This window comes from Streptomyces sp. WMMB 322 (assembly GCF_900090145.1).
In the GTDB taxonomy this organism is placed as follows: domain Bacteria; phylum Actinomycetota; class Actinomycetes; order Streptomycetales; family Streptomycetaceae; genus Streptomyces.
Map to the genome: position 1 here is coordinate 417,312 of NZ_FMHI01000001.1, position 19,530 is coordinate 436,841.

A 19,530-nucleotide genomic window follows, 5' to 3' on the forward strand; every position below is an offset into this window, starting at 1 on the left:
CCGGCGGGCGCCGAGACGCTACGCCAAGGAGTGCCATGCCCGGACCCAGGACGAAGGCCGACGCGGACTCGCCCGGCCGCCCGCTCCCGCGCACCCGCCCTCGCCGGCGCCTGCTGCCGCTCGCCTTCGCCACGGCGCTCGTGGCCGTTGCCTCCACGACGGGCATGGCCGCCGCCGCACCCGCACCCGGCCCGGAGAGCGGGAAGGCGCAGGGCGGCGAGAAGGCCGCGGGCCTCCAGGAGGTGATGTTCGTCGGCAACAACTGGGACGGCACCGCCGACGTGATCAGGTCCAGCGGCGGCTTCGAGAAGCTCGGCCGCATCAACGTCATCCCCGACAAGCAGGAGCGCCTGGCCGAGATCTACACCAACCCGGTCAAGCTCGCCTACTTCCTGGGCATCCGCAACGGGCCGGGCGAGGGGCACGACCAGTTCGTCGACGACATGTACTCCACGCCCGACGGGAAGGCCATGGTCGTCTCGCGTCCGAGCTTCGCCGACGTCGTCTCCGTCGACGTGGCGACCGGGAAGATCAACTGGCGCTTCCCCGTCTCCGGTTACCGCTCCGACCACATGGCCGTCTCGCCGGACGGCAAGCGCGTCGCCGTCTCCGCGTCCACCTCCAACACCGTCCACGTCCTCGACATCGGAACGGGGGAGGAGGCGGGCTCGTTCAAGGCCGGCGACAAGCCGCACGAGAACGTCTTCACCGACGGCGGCGAGTACTTGTGGAACATGTCGATCGGCGAGGTCAACACCGCCGCCGACGACCCCTGGCTGGACTGGACGAAGGGCGACCGCAGGATCACCGTCGTCGACGCGGAGACCTTCAAGGAGGTCAAGGTCATCGACATGCGCGACAGGCTCGACGCCTTCGGCCGCGAGGACCTCTCCGACGCCGTGCGGCCCGTGGCCTTCACGCCCGACGAGTCCACGCTCTACTTCCAGGTCTCCTTCTTCAACGGCTTCCTCGAGTACGACGTCGCCGACGACAAGATCACCCGCGTGAAGACGCTCCCCAAGAACCCCGGCACCAGCGAGGACCGCACCACCTGGGTCAACGACTCCCGCCACCACGGAATGTCGATGAGCCCCGACGGCGGCAAGCTCTGCGTCGCGGGGACCATGGACGACTACGTGACCGTCGTCGACCGTGACACCTTGCAGGAAGGGCCGCTGGTGCCCGCCTCCAAGCCGTACTGGGCGACGGTCAGCGGCGACGGCAAGTCCTGCGTCATCTCCGAGAGCGGAAGCGACCGGGTCACCGCCATCGACTTCGCCACCGGGGAGAAGACGGCGTCGGTTCCCGTCGGGGACCACCCCCAGCGCGTCCGCGTCGCCCACGTGCCGGACGACTGGACCGCTCCGGCCGGGACCGGCACGGCCGCCCGCCGGTGAGCACCGCCGTCCGCGCCACGCACGGGTGGACGCGGACGGCGGGCGCACGCCGGTCAGGCCGCTGAGGCCAGGGCACGTGCCCGTTTCTGTGCCTTGCCGTCGGGCGGCTCCGTGCCCTTGCCGTCGGGCGGCACGGATACGGACCCGACGGCACTGACGCAGCGGTCCCGCCCCCGGCGGACACGTGAACCGGCATGGGAGCGGGCATGTGAGCCGGACGCGTCCGCCGGGGTCCCGCCGCGCCTCGGCACAGGCAAGGCGCCCGCCGCCGACCGGTCTTCGCCTGCTCCCCAACGGTCCGCAAGCGGCGGCCGGTTGGAGTGAGGCACCCCTGCCGCGGGCCCGGCCGCCGCACTTCCCGCTCCACGGCCTCGCCGCGGCGCCGCCCGCCGGGCCCGGCGCCCACGTCGGCGGAGGCCGGTGCCCCAAGTCCCGGCTGCCCCGGGCGGGGCGGCGCGAACGAGCACACAGCTCCGGTGCCCACACAAGCGTGCGCGTCCGTTCATGCCCACTTTTTTGCCCGGACATGTTTACGGCCTGGCGACTCCCGCGTACTGTGCCCCGAAAGCAACAAGGTCGGGCACGGAACGGACGTAAATCCACATGTACGCAGCGGAGCGCCAACAGGAGATCCTGCGGCTGGCCCGGGAGGGCGGTCGGGTCGACGTGCTGTCCCTCGCCGATGAGTTCGGGGTCACGGCCGAGACGGTCCGGCGCGATCTGAAGGCCCTGGGCAGGGCCGGGCTGGTGCACCGGGTGCACGGCGGCGCCATCCCCGCCGGACGGCTCGACTTCGAACTCGACCTGTCCGAGCGGGACACCGTCGCGGCGGAGGAGAAGGACCGCATCGCCCAGGCCGCCCTGGCCGAACTGCCCCCCGACCGCAGCGTGATCATCGACGCGGGCACCACGTCGGCCCGTCTCGCCGCCGCCGTCCCCGTCGATTCCACGGTCACCGTCGTCACCCACGCCCTGCCTGTGGCCGCGCGCCTCGCCGACCACCCGGGAATCGCGCTCCACCTCGTCGGCGGACGCGTGCGGCACCGCACACGTGCCGCGGTCGACGCCTGGGCGCTGCGCGCCTACGGCGAGATCAACGCCGACGTCGTCTTCCTCGCGGCCAACGGCTTCTCCATCGGGGGCGGCCTCACCACCCCCGACCTGGCCGAGGCCGCCGTCAAGCAGGCCATGATGGCGGCCGCCCGCCGGGTCGTGCTCCTCGCCGACTCCGGCAAGTTCGGCAAGGAGTACTTCGGCCGCTTCGGCGACCTCAGCCACGTCGACCTGCTCATCACGGACACCGGGCTCGACCCCGACGACGCACGCTCCATCGAGGAGCAGGGCCCGGAAGTGGTGCGCGCATGATCCTCACCGTCACCCCGAACCCGAGCCTGGACCGCACCTACGAACTGCCGTCGCTGGACCGCGGCACCGTCCTGCGGGCGGTCACCGACCGGGTCGACCCCGGCGGCAAGGGCGTCAACGTCTCCCGTGCCGTGGCCGCCGCCGGTCACCGCACCGTCGCGGTCCTGCCGCTGGGCGGCCCGGAAGGCGCGCTGCTCGCGCAGCTGCTCGGCGGCCTGGGCATCGAGGTCTCCGGCGTCCCCCTGACCGGCTCGACGCGGGTCAACGCCACGCTCGTCGAAGCCGACGGCACCCTGACCAAGGTCAACGCGGCCGGCCCCGAGATCTCCGAGGCCGAGGCGGAGGCGCTGCTGGAGGCGGTGCGCGCGCTGTCGGCGGACCCCGACTGGATCGCCTGCTGCGGAAGCCTGCCGCGCGGGCTGCCGCCCAACTGGTACGCCGAACTCGTCGCCCGAATCCACCGCGTGGGAGCGCGGATCGCCCTCGACACCTCCGGTGCGGCCCTGGCCGCCGCGCTCACCGAACGTCCGGACGTGGTGAAGCCGAACACCGGGGAACTCGCCGAGGCCGTCGGGCGTCCCCTGGCCACGCTCGGCGACGCGGTGAAGGCGGCCGAGGAGCTGCACGCACGCGGCGCCCAGGCTGTCCTGGCCAGCCTCGGGGCGGACGGGCAGCTCCTGCTCGACGCGTCCGGCACGTACTTCGGCAGCGCGCCCGTCGGTGCCGTCCGCAGCAACGTGGGCGCCGGCGACGCCTCGCTGGCGGGCTTCCTGGCCGCCGGAGGCACCGGCCCCGCCGCGCTGGCGGCGGCGGTCGGGCACGGCGCCGCCGCCGTGCAGCTGCCCGGCAGCGCCATGCCCACACCGGCCGATCTCGACCTGTCCGCGGTGTCGGTCACCGAGGACCTGCCGCTGGACCGTGCACTCACGGAGCCGGCGCCTTGAACCCCCACGCGAAACCCCCGTGAACCCCCACGTGAACCCCCCTCGCGAAACCCACGTGAACCCCCGAACCCGCACGTCCCCGACGCCGTCCGGCAGGGCGGCCACCCAGCAAGGAGAGCCGCGCGATGAGTGAGTTGATCACCGCGGAGCTGGTCGATCTCGACCTGTCCGCCGAGACGAAGGAAACAGCCGTACGCGCGCTGGCCGAGCGGCTGGTGACCGCCGGACGCGTCACCGACCTCGACGGATTTCTCGCCGACGTCGCCGCACGCGAGGACCGGATGCCGACCGGTCTGGAAGGCGGCATCGGCATCCCCCACTGCCGCAGCGAACACGTCACCGCACCGGCGCTGGTCTTCGGACGCAGCGCGCGAGGCGTCGACTTCGGCGCGGACGACGGTCCGGCCGACCTGATCTTCCTGATAGCCGCCCCGGCCGGAGCCGACAACGACCACCTGTCCATCCTGTCGAGCCTGGCCCGCCGCCTCACGGACACGGAGTTCACGACCGCGCTGCGCGGCGAGCAGTCCCCGGACGCCGTTGCCGCCCTGCTCCGCGGGGAGGAGCCCTCGCCGGTCCCGGAGTCCGCGCCGGCGTCGGAGTCCGCACCCGCGCCCGCGCCCGCGCCCACGCCCACGCCCACGCCCACGCCAGGGTCAGGGGCGGAGGCGAAGTCCGAGCCGGCGGGGCAGTCGCCGGAACCCTTCCGCATCGTCGCCGTCACCTCGTGCCCCACCGGGATCGCCCACACCTACATGGCTGCCGAGGCCCTCCAGAAGGCCGGTGAGGCCGAGGGCGTTGAGGTCGTGGTGGAGACACAGGGCTCCGGCGGGTTCACGCGCCTGGACCCCGCCGTCGTCGCCGCAGCGGACGGAGTGATCCTCGCGCACGACGTGGGAGTGCGGGAGCAGGAAAGGTTCGCCGGGAAGCCCGTCGTGGACGTCGGTGTGAAGGCCGCCGTCAACCGGCCCGCCGAACTCGTCGCCGAAGTACGGGAGAAGGCGCGGCGCGGCGAGGTCTCCGCTCCCGCCGGGGAGGCGCCGGCCGCCGACGAACCGGACACCGCCGGGGAGCACTTCGGCACGCGGCTGCGCAAGTGGCTGATGACCGGCGTGAGTTACATGGTTCCGTTCGTCGCTGCGGGCGGCCTCCTGATGGCGATCGCCTTCGCCGTCGGCGGCTACGAGATCAACAAGGCGCCGTCGGTCGGGGAGCACTTCGTGTGGACCGAGTTGGCGAGCTGGGCCGCGCTGCTCTTCCAGACCGGCGGCGCCGCCTTCGAGTTCCTCATTCCGGTCCTCGCCGGTTACATCGCGTACGGCATGGTCGACAGGCCCGGGCTGGTTCCGGGCATCGTCGGCGGCTCCATCGCCATGACCATCAACGCCGGATTCCTCGGCGGGCTGGTCGCCGGCCTGATCGCCGGTGCGGTGGTGATGGCGATTCAGCGGCTGAGCATCCCGCCGGTGCTGCGGGGCATCATGCCGGTGGTCGTGATCCCGCTGCTCTCGTCCCTCGCCGTCGGATTCCTGATGTTCGTCGTCGTCGGCAAGCCGATCGCCGCGGCACAGAAGGGCATGACCGACTGGCTGGGCGGACTCTCGGGCGGCAACGCCGTACTGCTCGGCGTGCTGCTCGGCCTGATGATGTGCTTCGACCTGGGCGGCCCGGTCAACAAGGTCGCCTACACCTTCGCGGTCGGCGGCCTGACCAACCCGTCCGACGGCAGCCTCACGGTGATGGCCGCCGTGATGGCCGCGGGCATGGTGCCGCCGCTCGGCATGGCCCTGGCGACCACGGTGCGGGGGAAGCTGTTCACCAAGGCGGAACGGGAGAACGGCAAGGCCGCCTGGGTGCTGGGTGCTTCCTTCATCAGCGAGGGTGCCATTCCGTTCGCCGCCGCCGACCCGCTTCGGGTGATCCCCGCATCCATGGCGGGGGGTGCCGTCACCGGTGCGCTGACCACCGCGTTCGGCAGCACGCTGCGCGCGCCGCACGGCGGTGTCTTCGTCGTGCCGCTGATCGGCCAGCCGCTGCTGTACCTGGTGGCCGTCGCGGCCGGCACGTGCGTCACCGGCGGACTCGTCATCCTCCTCAAGCGCCGCCGGAACACGACCGGTACGGCGACGGAGAGCCCGTCCGCCGCGGCCCCGGCCGGCTCCGGCCGCGAATCCCGGGAGTCGGTCCCGGCCTGAGTCCGGGCCGCAACCGGAACGGCAAGCGGCCCAGCAACCGGCTCGGCAACCGGCCCGGTTCCCGTTCCGGGTGCCGGCCCGGGCCGCCGTTCCGGACGCCCGGCCTGAACGACCCACTCGCGAGGGGCCCCGGCCCGCGGGGCTCCTCGCGCCCTCAACTCCCTCTCCGAACCATGCCGGAGGAAATCCACATGGCTCTGCCGCCCGCAGTCCCCCGTACGCGCACCGGGCCGCGCGCCTGCACCGGCCCGCCGCCCGTACAAGCCACCGCCCGCACCGAAGACACCGAGGAGCAGACGTGACGAGTGCCGTGTTGACGGGGATCGGAGTCAGTGCGGGAAGCGCGGCCGGCGAGGTCGCCCGCATGGCACCGACGCCCGCCCTGCCGGAGCCCCGCGCCCTCACCGAGGCGGACGTGCCGGCCGAGGTCGCCGCCGCCCGCGACGCGCTGCGGCAGGTCGCCGCAGACCTGGAGCGGCGAGCCGCCGCCGTCGCGGGTGAGGCCGCCGATGTGCTGTCCGCGCAGGCACTGATGGTCGCCGACCCCGCACTGAGCGACCAGGTCGAGGCCCGGATACGGTCCGGTTCCGACGGGGCGCACGCGATCACCGACGCCTTCGGCGAGTTCCGCGCCGCGCTGCAGAACGCGGGAGGCTACTTCGCCGAGCGGGTGGCCGATCTCGACGATCTGCGTGACCGCTCCGTGGCCTCGCTGCTGGACCTGCCGATGCCGGGGCTGCCGGACCCCGGGCACCCCTACGTCCTGGTCGCCGCGGACCTCGCCCCCGCCGACACCGCACTGCTCGACCCCGCGCAGGTGCTGGCCCTGGTCACCGAACGGGGCGGGCCCACGAGCCACACCGCCATCCTCGCCAAGACCCTGGGCCTGCCCGCAGTGGTCGGCTGTGACAGCGCCGCCACACTCACGGACGGCAGTTCCGTTCTGGTGGACGGCACGGCGGGGGCGATCCACGTCGATCCGTCGCCGCAGGCCGTGACGGAGGCCGCCGAACGCGAGGAGCACCGCCGCCGCCGGTCGGAGTCGCTGCACGGGCCGGGCCGTACGGCCGACGGCCACCCGGTGAAGCTGCTGGTCAACCTCGGAGCGTCGAACGAACTGGCGGCGGCGGCAGCGGCGGACAGCGAGGGCGTGGGTCTCTTCCGCACCGAGTTCCTCTACCTCGACCGGGACCGGGCCCCCTCGGCCGAGGAGCAGATCGCGTCATACCGGGAGGTGTTCACCGCCTTCGCCGGACGCCGTGTCGTCGTCCGCACGCTGGATGCGGGCGCCGACAAGCCACTGCCGTTCGCCACCGCGGCGGACGAGCAGAACCCGGCGCTGGGCGTACGGGGTCTGCGCACCGCCACCCGCGACCCGGAACTGCTGGAGACCCAACTCGCCGCCATAGCGGACGCGTCGGCGGGCAGCGGTGCCGAGGTGTGGGTGATGGCCCCCATGGTCTCGGTGCCCCGCGAAGCCGCGGAGTTCGCCGAGCGGGTACGCGCTCACGGCCTGCGGTCGGCCGGAGCCATGGTGGAGGTGCCGGCGGCCGCGCTGCGTGCCGACGGGCTGGCGCGGGTCTGCGACTTCCTCAGCGTCGGCACCAACGACCTCGCGCAGTACGCGTTCGCCGCCGACCGGACACTCGGCGGCCTGGCCGAGTTCCTCGACCCGTGGCAGCCGGCCCTGCTGGACCTGATCCGCATGGCGGCCGAAGCGGGCGCGCGGCAAGACCGGCCCGTCGGCGTGTGCGGAGAGGCCGCCGCAGACCCGGCGTTGGCCGTGGTCCTCGTCGGTCTCGGGGTGACCAGCCTGTCGGCGGCGCCGAGTTGCCTGAGCGGCGTGCGAACGGCCCTGGCAGAGCGGACGCTTGAGGACTGCCGGCACCTGGCCGGCATCGCCCTGGCAGCGCCCGACGCCACGACCGCGCGCACGAAGGTGCTGGCGGAGACCGCCTCGTAGCGACTGCGCGTGCCGCGGGGCGCGTGCCGCGGGACGCCGGGCGCCGGGCCACGCTCGCCGTCCGACGGCCGGTGCGCGACGGGCGGATGGACGGGCGCGGCGTGTCCGCGGGGCGCGCGGCCGTGCACCGGCTGCGGCGAAGGCGCCGCCGGCACGTGCCGGGGACGGACGGGGGCCGTGCCCTCGGGGCCTGGGGCTGTGCCCTCGGGGCCGGGGGCCGGGTGCGTCTCGGCCGCCAACCCCTCCTGCTCGCCCAGCAGTTGAGTCGCCCGGCGCTCACCCCCTGCGCAAGGGGGCCGGACCGGGCCCGGACCGGGAAAGGGGCCGGGAAACGGTCCGGGCCCGTCAGGTGCCCGGGTCCTCCTCCCCGGGCCCCGCCGCCCCGCGCGGATGTGAGCGTGGCCGCAGCCGTCCCCCGTGCCCCGCCTCAGAGCAGTCCGGCGTGCTCCAGGTCGGTGATGTACTTGGCGGCGAGCGACGGCCGCAGCACGGGGATCTCGCCGTCCCCGCCCACACCGGCGTCCCGCACGGCCGCCCCGAACCGGCCCGCGGCGACACCCTGCGCCGGAACGGGACGCTGCGGCTCGCGGAAGGCGTCCATGAGCGGGAGCAGCGAGTGCCGCCGCTGCTCCTGCGGCAGACCGCGCAGAGCAGTCCCGAATCGCGCGAACCACTCGTCGTAGTCGTCGATGCGCTGGATGCGCCGTCCGCATTGCCTCAGCCAGTCGACGAAGACGTCGAGGCTGACGCCGTGGTCCTGTGCGTTGACGACGTTGTAGGTGTGGAAACCGTCCACCGCGCGTTCGCCGATCGTCGTGACCGCCTCCGCGGTGAAGTCGGCGGGCAGTCCATGGAACCGGGCCCGCGGACGGCCGTCACCGGCGCCCGTGCGGTAGAAGGAACGCGGAGCGATCCCCGTCGCGGCGACGCTGAGGAGCAGGCGCGTGAACAGGTCCGGCACGTTCAACTGCCCCCGGTACTCGCTGTGCGCGAGGATCATGTCCGAGCGGAAGACCGCGCACGGAAGGCCCCACCGGTCGTGGGCCTCGCGAAGCAGCACCTCGCCCGCCCACTTGCTCGTTCCGTAGCCGCCCGCGTACGCCCCGTCGAGCCGGCGGGCGGGGACGGCCGTGCGGATGTCGGCGTCCTCGGGGAGAGGTGCATCCGCGAGCTGGGTTCCCACGGCAAGGCTGGAGAGGAACACGAAGCGCTTGACCCGTGTGGTGACCGCCAGCCGGATCAGCTCGGCCGTGCCCGTCACATTGGGGCCGAACAGCTGCTCGTAGGGCAGGACATGGTTGACGAGCGCCGCCGGATGGACGACGAGATCGACATCGGCGGCGAGCCCGGTCCACGTCTCCTCGTCCAGGCCCAGGTTCCGCTCCGCGATGTCGCCGGCGAGCACCCGCAGACGTCCGGCGGCCGACTTGCGGTAGCGGGCGAGGAGTTCGGGGTCGCCGCTGTCGAAGGCCGCGTCGAGCCTGCGGCGGGCCGCCTCGGTGCCGCTGCCGCGGACGATGCAGATCAGGGTTCCGCCGCAGTCCGCGAGCCGCTCCAGCCATTCGAGGCAAAGGAACCGGCCCAGATAGCCGTTGGCCCCGGTCAGCAGGACCGTCCGCACGGGCTCGCCGGGATCCTGCCGCGGCAACGCCTGTGCCGCATCGGTGACTTCGGTGTCGACCAGCGCCGAAAGGTTCAGGTCGCCGGCCCGCGCTTCGTCGGCGTCCGCACCGTGCACGGCAGCGAACGAGGGCCGGTCCCGGCCGGAGCCGAGGCGCCGCTCGATGTACTGCGCGAGCTGCCGGAGATCGGTCGCCGGGCTGGTGACGACCGCAACCGGAACGTCCATGTCGTAGATCTCGCCGAGGAGGCGGCAGAAGGAGAGCGCGGAGAGCGAGTCGCCGCCCAGGTCGGTGAAGTGCACTTCTGGACCGAGGTCGGTGGAGGAGCAGCCGAGCAGGCACTTGGCGGCCCGGCCGACGGTCTCCGGCACCGGCCGGTCCCGGCCCTCGCGGCGCAGGGCGCCCAGTTCGCGCGTCTGCTCCGCGGCGAGATCGGCGTACATCTGCTCCAGGCGCGCACCGTAGCGCTCCTTGACCCTCGGCCGTGCCAGTTTGCCGGCATCGCCGAGGAGGCCGTCGGCGGTGGTGAAGGGTTCGGTCTCCACGATGAAGTCCCGTGGGATTTCGTACGGGTTGAGCCCTGCTGACTTCGCGGCCCGCCGGATCGCCGCGCCCAGCGACGACTTGAGCGCCGCCTCGCTGCCCTGGGCGGCCTCGACCGCTTCCGGTGTCGGCACGACGACGGCGAGGAGGTAGGAGCGTTCGCTGTTTCCGTGGACGAAGACCTGCCGGATCAGCGGGTCGGCGGCGAAGACGGTCTCCAGCCGGGAGACGGCCACCAGCTCGCCCTGCGAAAGCTTCAGCACGTTCTTGGTGCGGTCGACGTAGACGAACTCGTCCGGACCGGCCTGCGCCATGATGTCGCCGGTCCGGTAGAAGCCCTCCTCGTCGAAGGCCTCCGCGGTGGCTTCGGGCCGCTTGTGGTAACCGGCCATGATCATTTCTGTCTTGATTCTCAACTCGCCCCGCGGGTAAGGCGAGTCGGTCCCGAAGTAGCCCAGTTCGGGCACGTCCGCCAGCTTGTGGGCCGTCACCGGTGGAGCCAGCTTGTGGCCCGTCGTGATCATCCCGGCCTCTGTCGCGCCGTAGCCGTCGAGCGGCTTCAGCTCCAGACACGCCTCCAGGAAAGCCGCCGTCGCGGAGTCCAGCGGAGCGCTGCCGGACATGACCCGCACGATCCGGCCGCCGAGGGTCTCCTCCCGCATCTCCGTGAGCAACTCCGCCTCGACGACGGCAGGTTCACCGCCCGCGGCCACGCGCCGGTCGACCTCGCTCCGGTACTGCTGGAAGAGCATCTCGGAGACGCGCGGCACCAGCATCAGGTCGGTGGGCCGTGCGAGCGACATGTCCTCGAACAGCGCCGAGAGGTCGCTCCTCGCCGTGAAGAAGTGCACGCCTCCCGCGCTGAGGGTGCTGAACAGCGTGTAGCGCCCGGCGAGATGGCTCATGGGCAGGAAGTTGAGGCTGATCACGGGAGTGTCGGTGGTACGCCACGAAGCGCCCCACAGATAGGTGGCCAGCCGCTGTGTGTACATGGCGCCCTTGGGTGCGCCGGTGCTTCCCGACGTGTAGAGCAGCGAGGTCAGTGACTGCTCGTCCAGCGTGGTGCACAGCGGCGCCGGCGGCAGGGCACGCCCTCGTTCGAGCATGGCTGCCAGCGTGTCGACGGCCACCCGCGAACCGGCGGCGGCCAGTCGTGCGGCCGCCGCCTCGAAGCGTTCGCGATCGTCGTCCACATCCAGGTCGCAGTCGAAGACGACCAGCCGCCGTAACGACTCGCCGCCCAGCGCGAGTTCGACAGCCGTGTCCAGAAGTTCGGCGCTCGTCGCGAGGATTCGCGGGGCCGACTCGGCGACGACCGGCGCGAGCTCGCCGAGCGTCGCGCTGGTGTGCAGCGGTACGGAGACGAGCCCCAGGTAGACGCACGCCAGGTCGACGGTGGCGTAGTCGCCGCTGGTGAAGCCCAGCGTGCACACGAAGTCCCCGGCGTCTGCCGGGAACTTCGGGTGGTTCGTCAGCTCGCTCGCGAGGGCCTGCACTCCGAGCCACACCTCGCGGTAGGTGAGGGTCCGCAACTCCGGCAGCAGCACGGATTCCGTGCGGCCCGTCCGCGGGTCCTTCGCATGTTTCCGCACGCGCTCGCCGAAGGCCGGCCGGTCTGCGTAACCCTCCATGACAGTCGCCAAGATCCGCGGCAGCGCCATGCCCGGTGCCCGTATCGCCGCGGTCACCTCGTCCAGCGGCTTCGCCTCCCGGAACTGCCGGTCCGTTGCGTACAGTTCAGCGACGCGACGCTCCGCGGGCGAAAGCGGCGCCCCCTGGCCACCGTCGCTGCCGGGCTGCGCGTTGACTGCCATTCCGTCTCCTGTTCGCCGCTGCACGGGTATCGGTCGGCGGCGACCCTACGCACACAGCCGCGCACCGTGGCCGAACCGGTAACCGTGGTGCGCACTCGATCAGCGGGACGGGCCCGGAAGGGGCACTGCCCGGGCAGGGAAGCGGTGCGGCCCGGGCAGGGAAGGCGCCCACCGCCGGGAGAGGCGCCCGCCGCCAGGAGAGGCCCGGGCGGCGGCCCCGGCGGCGGCAGCGCCAGTGGCAGTGGCGGCAGTTCAATTGAGCTTCGAGACCGCGGTCCTCGTCGTCCGCTTGAAGTCCGCGAGCGGGGCGTCCCCGAGATCGCCCATCTGGCCCCAGCGGACCACGGTCACGGCCTTGCCGTCCCGCCCGACACCGAAGAGGTGCACATTGGTCTCGGACTCGGGCACGGAGACGCTCACCCCGTAGACGTGCGCGCCGTTGCCGACGGCCAGCCCGCCGTAGTCGTCCCAGGAGGCGGTGCCGCCGGGCGTCTCGCGAAGCCAGTCCGCGGCACAGGCGGCGACGCTCTTCTTCAGCGACGCGGCCAGCTTCTTCGCCGCGCCCGTGCTCGCGGCGACGACACCGACCTGGGTGGCGTTGGTGTCCAACTCCGTGTGGAACTCACGGTGATGACTCCGGGAGGCGGGCAGCTCACCCTCCACGCAGAAGGGCTCGGTGTCCGGCAGTCCGGCCGTCACCTTGCCCGCGAACCAGGGCGACGAGGGGTGCGGCGGCAGGTCCGCGGGAGACAGGAAGCCCGGCGCCCGGTTCTTCTTCGCCGCGCCCGCGGCGACGCCCGGGCTGCTCGCGGCGAGCGTGAGGCCCAGGGCCGAGAGCGCCGCGAGAGTGCCGAGCGCGGCGGAACGGAAGGTCTGTGCACCCATATCCGGGACCTTTCCCCCGTATCGGTACTGACGCCACAACAGACCATCAAGCGCGCGGAAGGGTTGTACGCGTGAGGGCGGCAAGGTGCTGTCGTTGCCGTCCTGCTGCCGCCGGCCGGTCAGCGCCGGATGGTGAGGCCGGTGAGCGCCGTTCCGGTGGGGCCGTCCGGTGAGGGCCGGCCGGCGAAGTGCCCCGCCCTGCCGTTCCGTTCGAAGCCCCGCACCACGGGAAGTGGCCCGGGGTATGCGGCGTGCCGGACCGTCGTCCCTCGCCGACGGGGTGGGCCGCGCCGTTCCCACTGCGGCAACGCCCGGGTCTCCGCTGCCGGAGGCTCAGCTCTCCGCGCCGGAGAATCCCGCCGCCAGCTCGCGATGCCTGTCCGCCGCCAGCTTCGCCTGGCCGGCGGTGATGGTCGAGCCGGGCGTGCTGCCCAGGCGTTCGACCTCGTCCGCGAAACGCAGGTGCTCGACCCGCGCATGCTCACGGCAGGCAAGGCAGGTCACCGCGCCGGGACGCGGGGAGGTCATCGCGTACGGCACCCGCAGGCCGCATCCGGTGGCGACCTGACTCGGCAGGTCCCCTGCCAGGCCGAACGTGGAGGCCATCAGGTCGCGGACGTCGGCGTCGCGGCGCACGACCTTCACCTCGACGTGAATGTGCGGATCCTCCCCGCCCATGTGGCCTCCCTGCCCGGAGACGGACCGGCCGGGAGCCTTCCGGGCCGGGGCTGCACGCCACGACGAGTGTGCCATGGGGCGATGGGCGGCTCGGCCGGGCGCCCGCCGAGCCGGGGCCGGCGACCACGCGCACCGGGCTTCCGCGGACTGCGTTCCTTCGGGTCGGGGCAGGGGCGGGGCATCTGTATCCGGGCCCGGCGTGCGCCATGCGTCCCTTTTGTGTCAAGGTCACGGTTTCTGCATGTGCGACCCCAGAATGTTCACATGCCGGAATGCGCCCCTCCGGGGAAGGGGTGGTGCGGAGGTGTGGTTGGGGTGCCACGCCGGGCTCCGGCTCTCGGCGCCGTCAACTCCCGTGGTTCGTTGCATTGTTGCAGGTGAGATCCCTGGTGGAAGGGCGTGCGAAGGAGTCGCGGGGCGGCTGGACGTTCGGTGGCGGATCGTTGCATTCCGGATACTTCGGCTCTGTTTCCGCACCCGGAACGGCCCTGTTGAGCTGCGCCGATGCCCGTGTCGAAGGGCGGCGTCCGCCAGGTGACGAGAATTCGCCCATCGCGCTGAAGCGTGCCTGCCCGCCGAAGTGCGCGGGCACCTGACCTGCGCCTTCGTCAAGACGCCAACTCGCTTCATCGCCACCGGTGTTGGCGGAACCTTTTCCTCTCGCACCGGTGTGGCCGGATTTAACGGGTGTCGAGCCGTCGGGTATTCCCGATATGAATGTCGATGCACTCGGGCATCAGGAGTCGCGCCACAGGACGGTGTGCCCCGCACGTACCGCATGGGTACGGGGCGCCCCGGTCGGCGGCGAGGCACGGGGGGAAGCTCGCGAGTGCGTCGTCGCGTGCGCCCAGGCCGCCGTACCACCACGGACCTGTGTCCCCCTTTCCCACTGAATGCCGTTGTCCAGGCGCTCGTAGGGATTGGAGGGGGAATGCCGACGAAGCCGACCTATCCCGGTGTTTACGTCGAAGAGATTCCCAGCAGCGTCCGCACCATCACGCAGGTCACCACAGCGGCCACCGCCTTTGTGGGCCACACCCGCCGCGGGCCTCTCAACAAGCCGGTCAGGGTGACCAGTTACGCGGAGTTCGAACGCCGCTTCGGGGGCCTGACCTCCCAGAGCGCCGTCGCATACGCCGTGCACCAGTTCTTCGGCAACGGCGGCTCCATCGCCGTCATCGTGCGCGTGGCCAAGGCCGGTTCGGGCAAGGCGGCCTCGGTGACCCTCGAATCGACCGAGGGCCGCAGCGAATGCCCCGTGCTGGAGATCACCGCCCGTGAGCCGGGCGTGTGGGGCTGCGGTCTGCGCGTGTCCGTCGACTACGACACCCCGGCACCCGAGGAGACCTTCAACCTGCGCGTCTTCGACGCCAGGGGCGAGGCCCGCGAGTTCTTCGGCGGTCTGTCCATGGACCCGTGCCACAGCCGCTACGTCCAGACCGTCGTCAACGCCGGCTCCACGCTCGTGCGCGCCGAGGTCGTCGGCGAGGGACGCCCCGACCCGTCCGGAACGGTCTCCAAGCCCTTCTCCGGGGACCTGCCCGACCTCGGTGTCGAACTGACCGTGAAGATCGGGGATGTCGAGAGGGAGTTCGTCCTCCACGACCCGGACGAGGACGGGGAGGCTCCCCGCAGCGTCGCCGAACTCGCCCTGCTCCTGGAGCGGAAGCTGCGGGCCCTGCCGGACGCGCCGGGCCGCCACGACTTCGCCGGCGCGGAAGTCACCGCCTTCGGCAACCGGCTCCAGACCGTCGCCGGCAGCAACGACCCGGAGGCCGTCGTCCGCTTCGTCGGCGAGTGCGCCAACGACCTGGGCCTGGAAGCCTCCGTCAACCCGCCCGTCTTCGCCCTCGAGGGCGGCGAGGACGGCGAGGCGCCCGGTCCGCGCGATCTGATCGGCAGCGAGGCCCGCAAGTCCGGGCTCCACGCGCTGCGCGACGTCGACGACGTCAACCTGCTCGCACTGCCCGAACTCGCGGCGTACGAATCGACCGAGGACATGATCAGTGTCCTGGCCGCGGCCCAGCGGCTGTGCCGCGAGGAACGCATCTACCTCCTCGTCGACGCGCCCGCCGCCTGGTCCGGAGTGGACGCCGTCCGCACGGGCATCGCCGCCTTCGAACCCGTCCGCGGCAGCCACGCGGGTCTGTACTTCCCGCACCTGCAGATGACGGACCCGCTCACCGGACGGCTGCGTTCCTTCCCGCCCTCCGGCGCCGTCGCGGGCGTCATCGCCCGTACGGACGGCGAACGCGGCGTGTGGAAGGCACCGGCCGGCACGGAAGCGCGCCTCGCCGAGGTTCACTCGCTGTCCGTGCGGCTCACCGACCGCGAGAACGGGCTGCTCAACCCGCTCGGCGTCAACTGCCTGCGGACGTTCCCGATGGTGGGCCCCGTGGTCTGGGGAGCCCGCACGCTGGAGGGCTCCGACGCACGCGAGAGCGAATGGAAGTACACCCCGGTGCGGCGGCTCGCACTGCACGTCGAGGAGAGCCTCCACCGCGGCCTGCGCTGGGCGGTCTTCGAGCCCAACGACGAACAGCTGTGGCAGCAGATCCGGATGAACGTCTCCTCGTATCTGCACACGCTCTTCCAGCAGGGCGCCTTCACGGGCGGCACCCCGCGGGAGGCCTACTTCGTCAAGTGCGACCACGACACCACGACGGACGAGGACGTCGACAACGGCATCGTCAACATCGTCGTGGGCATCGCGCCGGTGCGTCCGGCCGAGTTCGTGATCGTCAAGGTCCAGCAGATGGCAGGGCAGTTCACGTCCTGACGGGCCGGCCGCCGTCCGGAAGGCCGGCGGCCGGGTGACCGATCACCCGAGGAACCGAAGGAATCCGATGGCTGAGTTCCAGATAAACGCCCATCGCTTCGACCCGTACAAGAACTTCAAGTTCCTCGTCCTGTGGGACGGACGTACGGTCGCGGGCATCAGCAAGATCAGCCCGCTGAAGCGGACCACCGAGGTCGTCAAGCACCGCCACGGCGGCGACCCCAGCACCCCGCGCAAGTCGCCCGGACGCTCCGAGTTCGAGGGCGTCACCCTGGAGCGCGGAGTCACGCACGACCCGGAGTTCGACCGCTGGGCCAACAAGGTGTGGCAGGTCGGCGCCGGGCTCGGCTCCGAGGTGTCACTGGCCGACTTCCGCAAGGACATCGTCATCCAGGTCCTGAACGAAGCGGGCCAGGTCGCCGTCTCGCACAAGCTGTACCGCTCCTGGCCGAGCGAGTACCAGGTGCTGGGTGAGATGGACGCCAACGCCAACGCGGTCGCGATCCAGAGCCTCAAGCTGGAGTGCGAAGGCTGGGAGCGGGACTACGAGGTCCCCGAGCCCGCCGAGCCCTCCTTCACCCACCCGGCCTGAACGCCGGACGGGGGGAGCGACGGCGATGGCGCACTCGGAAGCCGCACGCCTGCTGGCGGTCTGGGAGGAAGCACTCACCCGGACCGGCGCGGAGCGTGCGCAAATCCTGCACCGGGCAGCACGCCCGCAGGCCGGCCCCGGCGAACTGCCGCGGGTCCCGGTCGGCGAGCGCGAAGCCGACCTGTACGCGCTGCGGCGCGCGCTGTTCGGCGACCTGATGCAGGTGCTGATCGAGTGCGCCTCGTGCGGCGAGGCCATGGAATTCGACCTCGACGCAGGCGAGTTGGCGGCCCGTCCGCCTCAGCGGCCGGAGCCCTTGCGGGTGACGGCGGACGGCTGGGAGATCGACTTCCGGCTGCCCGCCGTCGCCGACCTCGAAGCGGCGGCCGAGGGGGCGGCCGGCGCAGAGGATCCAAAGGCCGCGGCGCGCGCACTGCTTGTCGCCTCCTGCACCGTCAATGCCCGCAGGGACGGTACGGAGGTGCCCGCGGAGGGCCTCGCGGAACTGCTGCCGGAGCAGGTGCGGGACCGGATCGCCGAGGCGGCCGAACAGGCCGACCCGGCAGCCGAGATCACGCTCGACGTCTCCTGCCCGGAGTGCGGAGCCGGCACCCCCGCCGAGCTCGACATCACCTCCTACCTGTGGACCGAACTGGACGCCTGGGCACGCGACTTGCTCCTCGACGTCCACCTCCTCGCCACCGCCTACGGATGGCGGGAGCCGGACATCCTGGCGCTCAGCCCGGCGCGGCGCCGCTACTACCTGGAGCTGTGCGCTGATGTCTGACTACTTCGACCGGCTGCTGGCGCGGCACGCGTCCCTGCCGCGCGCCGGCGGCCCGGCCGGGAAGCCCGGCGCCGGGGAAGTCCCCCGGGACGGCCGGACCGCGCCGGACGATGCCGCACCCGACATGCGGCGGGTGCGCGTGAGACCGCGGCTGCCCGGCCCGTTCGAGCGCGTCGAAGCGCTCCGCGACCGGGACGACGGGGACGACGGACTCTCCCCTGCGGGCCCGCAGGTCCCGGCGCCGCGCCCGGCGCGCACGGACGAGGGCCCGGCGCCCCGCGGCGTACGGGAGATACACACGGAACGGCACACCGTCGTACGCGAGACGTCGACCGCGCCCGAGACCGGCGAGCGGCAACAGGCTCAACACTCCCCGGGACGCGCCCTGTTGAGGCCCGTCCCCTCCCGTGCGCCGAGGCCCGCCGCGAGCGTGCCCGTGCAACCCGCGGGGCGGGGCGCGTCGCGCGACGCCGGCCCGGCCGGCACCGGCACACCGCAGACGGGCGCCGCGCCCGCGCTCGTCGCCCGCAGCGGGGAGGTCGTTGCCCGCTCCGCCGCCGCACGCCCGGGAAGCGGTGACCTTTCGGCGGCGCGCAGCGCCCGGCAGCAGGCGGCGGCAGGGCGTCGCGGCGGTGCCCGTCCGGCCGAACGCGTCGTCCACGTCCAGATCGGCCGGCTCGAAGTGAGCGCCGCCACCCCGCCGGGCGCAGGCCGCGGCGGAGCAGGCGAACCGGGGCGGCAGCAGACCGGCCGTACGGCGCCCACGGTGAGCCTGGAGACCTACCTCGCACGCGGCCGGAACGGGGAGAGGAGCAACTGAGCCCATGAGCAACGCACTTGCGGTCGCGCATGTGACGCAGGCGCTGGCGCTGCTGATCGAGAGCAACCTGCGTCCCGAGATCGACATGGCCGTATCCGTCGAGACCCGCAAGCCGCCGGCCGAGCCGCCGCTGGAGCCGACGATCACCGTCTTCCTGTACCAGGTCACGCACAACCCGTCGATGCGCAACTACGACCTGCCCACCCGCGCGTCCGACGGCAGGCTGCTCAACAAGGCGGTCGCAGCGCTCGATCTGCACTACGTGATCAGCGCGTACGGTGAGGAGAACGAGCTGGTCGGCCAGCGGCTCATCGGCTGCGTGGCCCGGATCCTGCGCGAGTTCCCCGTCCTGCCCGCCGACGTGATCCAGGAGGCGGGCGAGCGCCCGTACCTGGCGGGAAGCAACCTGGCCCTCGCGGAGCAGAAGGTGCGCTTCACGCCGCTCCAGATGGACATCGACGAGACCTCGAAGCTGTGGGGGATGCTCCACCAGACGCCGTACGCGCTGTCGATGACGTACCAGGGCTCGCTGGTCCTGGTCGAGGGACGGGAGGAGCCGGAGCGCAGCCGCCCGGTGGAGCGGACCGTGGTGACGGTCGGCGCCTCGGTCCCACCGCACGGCAACACCGGTGCGGCGAACGGCGGTTCGGGCGTCGGTTCGGGCGGTGGCCAGGGTGCGGCGGGTGCGCCTGGCGCGCCGGGCGTGTCCGTCGCGGCGGACGGAGCCGAGGGGGAGGACGGCGACGCCCGGGAAGGCGCGACGTCGGCGAAGCGCGCGGTGAAGGAAGCGGAGGTGCCCGCGGAGAGTCCCGCCTTGCCCGCGGAGAAGCCTGCGGAGAGGCCCGCTGTGAAGGAAGCGGCGGGCTCGAAGCCGGCTGCGAAGAGCACGGCTGCGAAGAACACGGCGGCGAGGAAGACGGCCGCAAAGAGCAGCGCAAAGAGCACGGCTGCCAAGAACACCGCCGCCAAGAAGGCGACCGCCGTCAAGCAGGCCGCAGCCAAGAAGTCCGCGGCGCAGAACACCGCGGTGCGGAAGACCACCGCCAAGAAGCAGCCGGGCGGCGGCCGTTCGGGTCGCGGGGCAGCCGGCGGCGGCACGCGGAACAGCGGCACGGACAACACCTCCGACGGCAAGGAGAGCTGAGG

The 19,530-nt window shown here is 72.5% G+C and carries 13 protein-coding genes; 10 read left to right on the forward strand and 3 right to left on the reverse strand.

Annotated features, from left to right (window positions below; translation table 11 throughout):
* Positions 1-164 precede the first annotated feature (164 nt).
* From H180DRAFT_RS01850 to ptsP, 5 genes are all read left to right on the forward strand, one after another.
* Positions 165-1,397 (forward strand): YncE family protein, encoded by a 1,233-nt coding sequence (locus tag H180DRAFT_RS01850; protein ID WP_254665850.1) that lies wholly within the window; start codon positions 165-167, stop codon positions 1,395-1,397.
* Positions 1,398-2,000: 603 nt separating this feature from the next.
* Entirely contained in the window at positions 2,001-2,762 is a 762-nt protein-coding gene (locus H180DRAFT_RS01855; protein WP_055484153.1) for a DeoR/GlpR family DNA-binding transcription regulator, read from the forward strand.
* A complete protein-coding gene (gene pfkB, locus H180DRAFT_RS01860) occupies positions 2,759-3,706 on the forward strand; it encodes a 1-phosphofructokinase (protein ID WP_055484154.1) in 948 nt (315 codons plus the stop codon). The genes H180DRAFT_RS01855 and pfkB overlap by 4 nt, the downstream gene beginning before the upstream one ends.
* Positions 3,707-3,831: 125 nt before the next feature.
* Positions 3,832-5,901: a PTS fructose transporter subunit IIABC gene (locus H180DRAFT_RS01865; RefSeq protein ID WP_055484155.1), complete on the forward strand. Its 2,070-nt coding sequence runs from the start codon at positions 3,832-3,834 to the stop codon at positions 5,899-5,901.
* A gap of 298 nt (positions 5,902-6,199) precedes the next feature.
* Entirely contained in the window at positions 6,200-7,864 is a 1,665-nt protein-coding gene (ptsP, locus tag H180DRAFT_RS01870; RefSeq protein WP_055484156.1) for a phosphoenolpyruvate--protein phosphotransferase, read from the forward strand.
* A gap of 427 nt (positions 7,865-8,291) precedes the next feature.
* Here the strand turns inward: ptsP and car are convergent, their stop codons facing one another.
* From car to H180DRAFT_RS01885, 3 genes are all read right to left on the reverse strand, one after another.
* The gene (gene car / locus H180DRAFT_RS01875) at positions 8,292-11,843 is read right to left on the reverse strand and encodes a carboxylic acid reductase (RefSeq protein WP_199822462.1); all 3,552 of its coding nucleotides are present in this window, start codon (positions 11,841-11,843) and stop codon (positions 8,292-8,294) included.
* Between the two features lie 252 nt (positions 11,844-12,095).
* Positions 12,096-12,728 (reverse strand): hypothetical protein, encoded by a 633-nt coding sequence (locus tag H180DRAFT_RS01880; RefSeq protein WP_055484157.1) that lies wholly within the window; start codon positions 12,726-12,728, stop codon positions 12,096-12,098.
* Positions 12,729-13,061: 333 nt separating this feature from the next.
* On the reverse strand, positions 13,062-13,406 hold the full coding sequence (locus tag H180DRAFT_RS01885; protein ID WP_055484158.1) for a hypothetical protein: 345 nt from the start codon (positions 13,404-13,406) through the stop codon (positions 13,062-13,064).
* 931 nt (positions 13,407-14,337) lie between these two features.
* Here H180DRAFT_RS01885 and H180DRAFT_RS01890 point away from each other — a divergent pair.
* The 5 genes from H180DRAFT_RS01890 to H180DRAFT_RS01910 all read left to right on the forward strand — a co-directional run bounded on the left by H180DRAFT_RS01890 (position 14,338) and on the right by H180DRAFT_RS01910 (position 19,528).
* The gene (locus H180DRAFT_RS01890) at positions 14,338-16,185 is read left to right on the forward strand and encodes a phage tail sheath C-terminal domain-containing protein (protein WP_055484159.1); all 1,848 of its coding nucleotides are present in this window, start codon (positions 14,338-14,340) and stop codon (positions 16,183-16,185) included.
* A gap of 67 nt (positions 16,186-16,252) precedes the next feature.
* A complete protein-coding gene (locus tag H180DRAFT_RS01895) occupies positions 16,253-16,777 on the forward strand; it encodes a phage tail protein (RefSeq protein WP_028436610.1) in 525 nt (174 codons plus the stop codon).
* A gap of 25 nt (positions 16,778-16,802) precedes the next feature.
* Entirely contained in the window at positions 16,803-17,564 is a 762-nt protein-coding gene (locus H180DRAFT_RS01900) for a T4 family baseplate hub assembly chaperone (RefSeq protein ID WP_055484160.1), read from the forward strand.
* Positions 17,557-18,384: a hypothetical protein gene (locus H180DRAFT_RS01905; RefSeq protein WP_055484161.1), complete on the forward strand. Its 828-nt coding sequence runs from the start codon at positions 17,557-17,559 to the stop codon at positions 18,382-18,384. Before H180DRAFT_RS01900 ends, H180DRAFT_RS01905 begins: the two co-directional genes overlap by 8 nt.
* Positions 18,385-18,388: 4 nt before the next feature.
* Complete coding sequence (locus tag H180DRAFT_RS01910) at positions 18,389-19,528, forward strand: Pvc16 family protein (protein ID WP_074466552.1); 1,140 nt, start codon at positions 18,389-18,391, stop codon at positions 19,526-19,528.
* Positions 19,529-19,530 lie beyond the last annotated feature (2 nt).

Bases quoted from the DNA above. Each gene is read 5' to 3' on its own strand.
- H180DRAFT_RS01850 (WP_254665850.1), top strand. From the start codon at position 165: ATGGCCGCCGCCGCACCCGCACCCGGCCCGGAGAGCGGGAAGGCGCAG.
- H180DRAFT_RS01855 (WP_055484153.1), top strand. From the start codon at position 2,001: ATGTACGCAGCGGAGCGCCAACAGGAGATCCTGCGGCTGGCCCGGGAG.
- pfkB (WP_055484154.1), top strand. From the start codon at position 2,759: ATGATCCTCACCGTCACCCCGAACCCGAGCCTGGACCGCACCTACGAA.
- H180DRAFT_RS01865 (WP_055484155.1), top strand. From the start codon at position 3,832: ATGAGTGAGTTGATCACCGCGGAGCTGGTCGATCTCGACCTGTCCGCC.
- car (WP_199822462.1), bottom strand. From the start codon at position 11,843: ATGGCAGTCAACGCGCAGCCCGGCAGCGACGGTGGCCAGGGGGCGCCG.
- H180DRAFT_RS01880 (WP_055484157.1), bottom strand. From the start codon at position 12,728: ATGGGTGCACAGACCTTCCGTTCCGCCGCGCTCGGCACTCTCGCGGCG.
- H180DRAFT_RS01885 (WP_055484158.1), bottom strand. From the start codon at position 13,406: ATGGGCGGGGAGGATCCGCACATTCACGTCGAGGTGAAGGTCGTGCGC.
- H180DRAFT_RS01890 (WP_055484159.1), top strand. From the start codon at position 14,338: ATGCCGACGAAGCCGACCTATCCCGGTGTTTACGTCGAAGAGATTCCC.
- H180DRAFT_RS01895 (WP_028436610.1), top strand. From the start codon at position 16,253: ATGGCTGAGTTCCAGATAAACGCCCATCGCTTCGACCCGTACAAGAAC.
- H180DRAFT_RS01900 (WP_055484160.1), top strand. From the start codon at position 16,803: ATGGCGCACTCGGAAGCCGCACGCCTGCTGGCGGTCTGGGAGGAAGCA.
- H180DRAFT_RS01905 (WP_055484161.1), top strand. From the start codon at position 17,557: ATGTCTGACTACTTCGACCGGCTGCTGGCGCGGCACGCGTCCCTGCCG.
- H180DRAFT_RS01910 (WP_074466552.1), top strand. From the start codon at position 18,389: ATGAGCAACGCACTTGCGGTCGCGCATGTGACGCAGGCGCTGGCGCTG.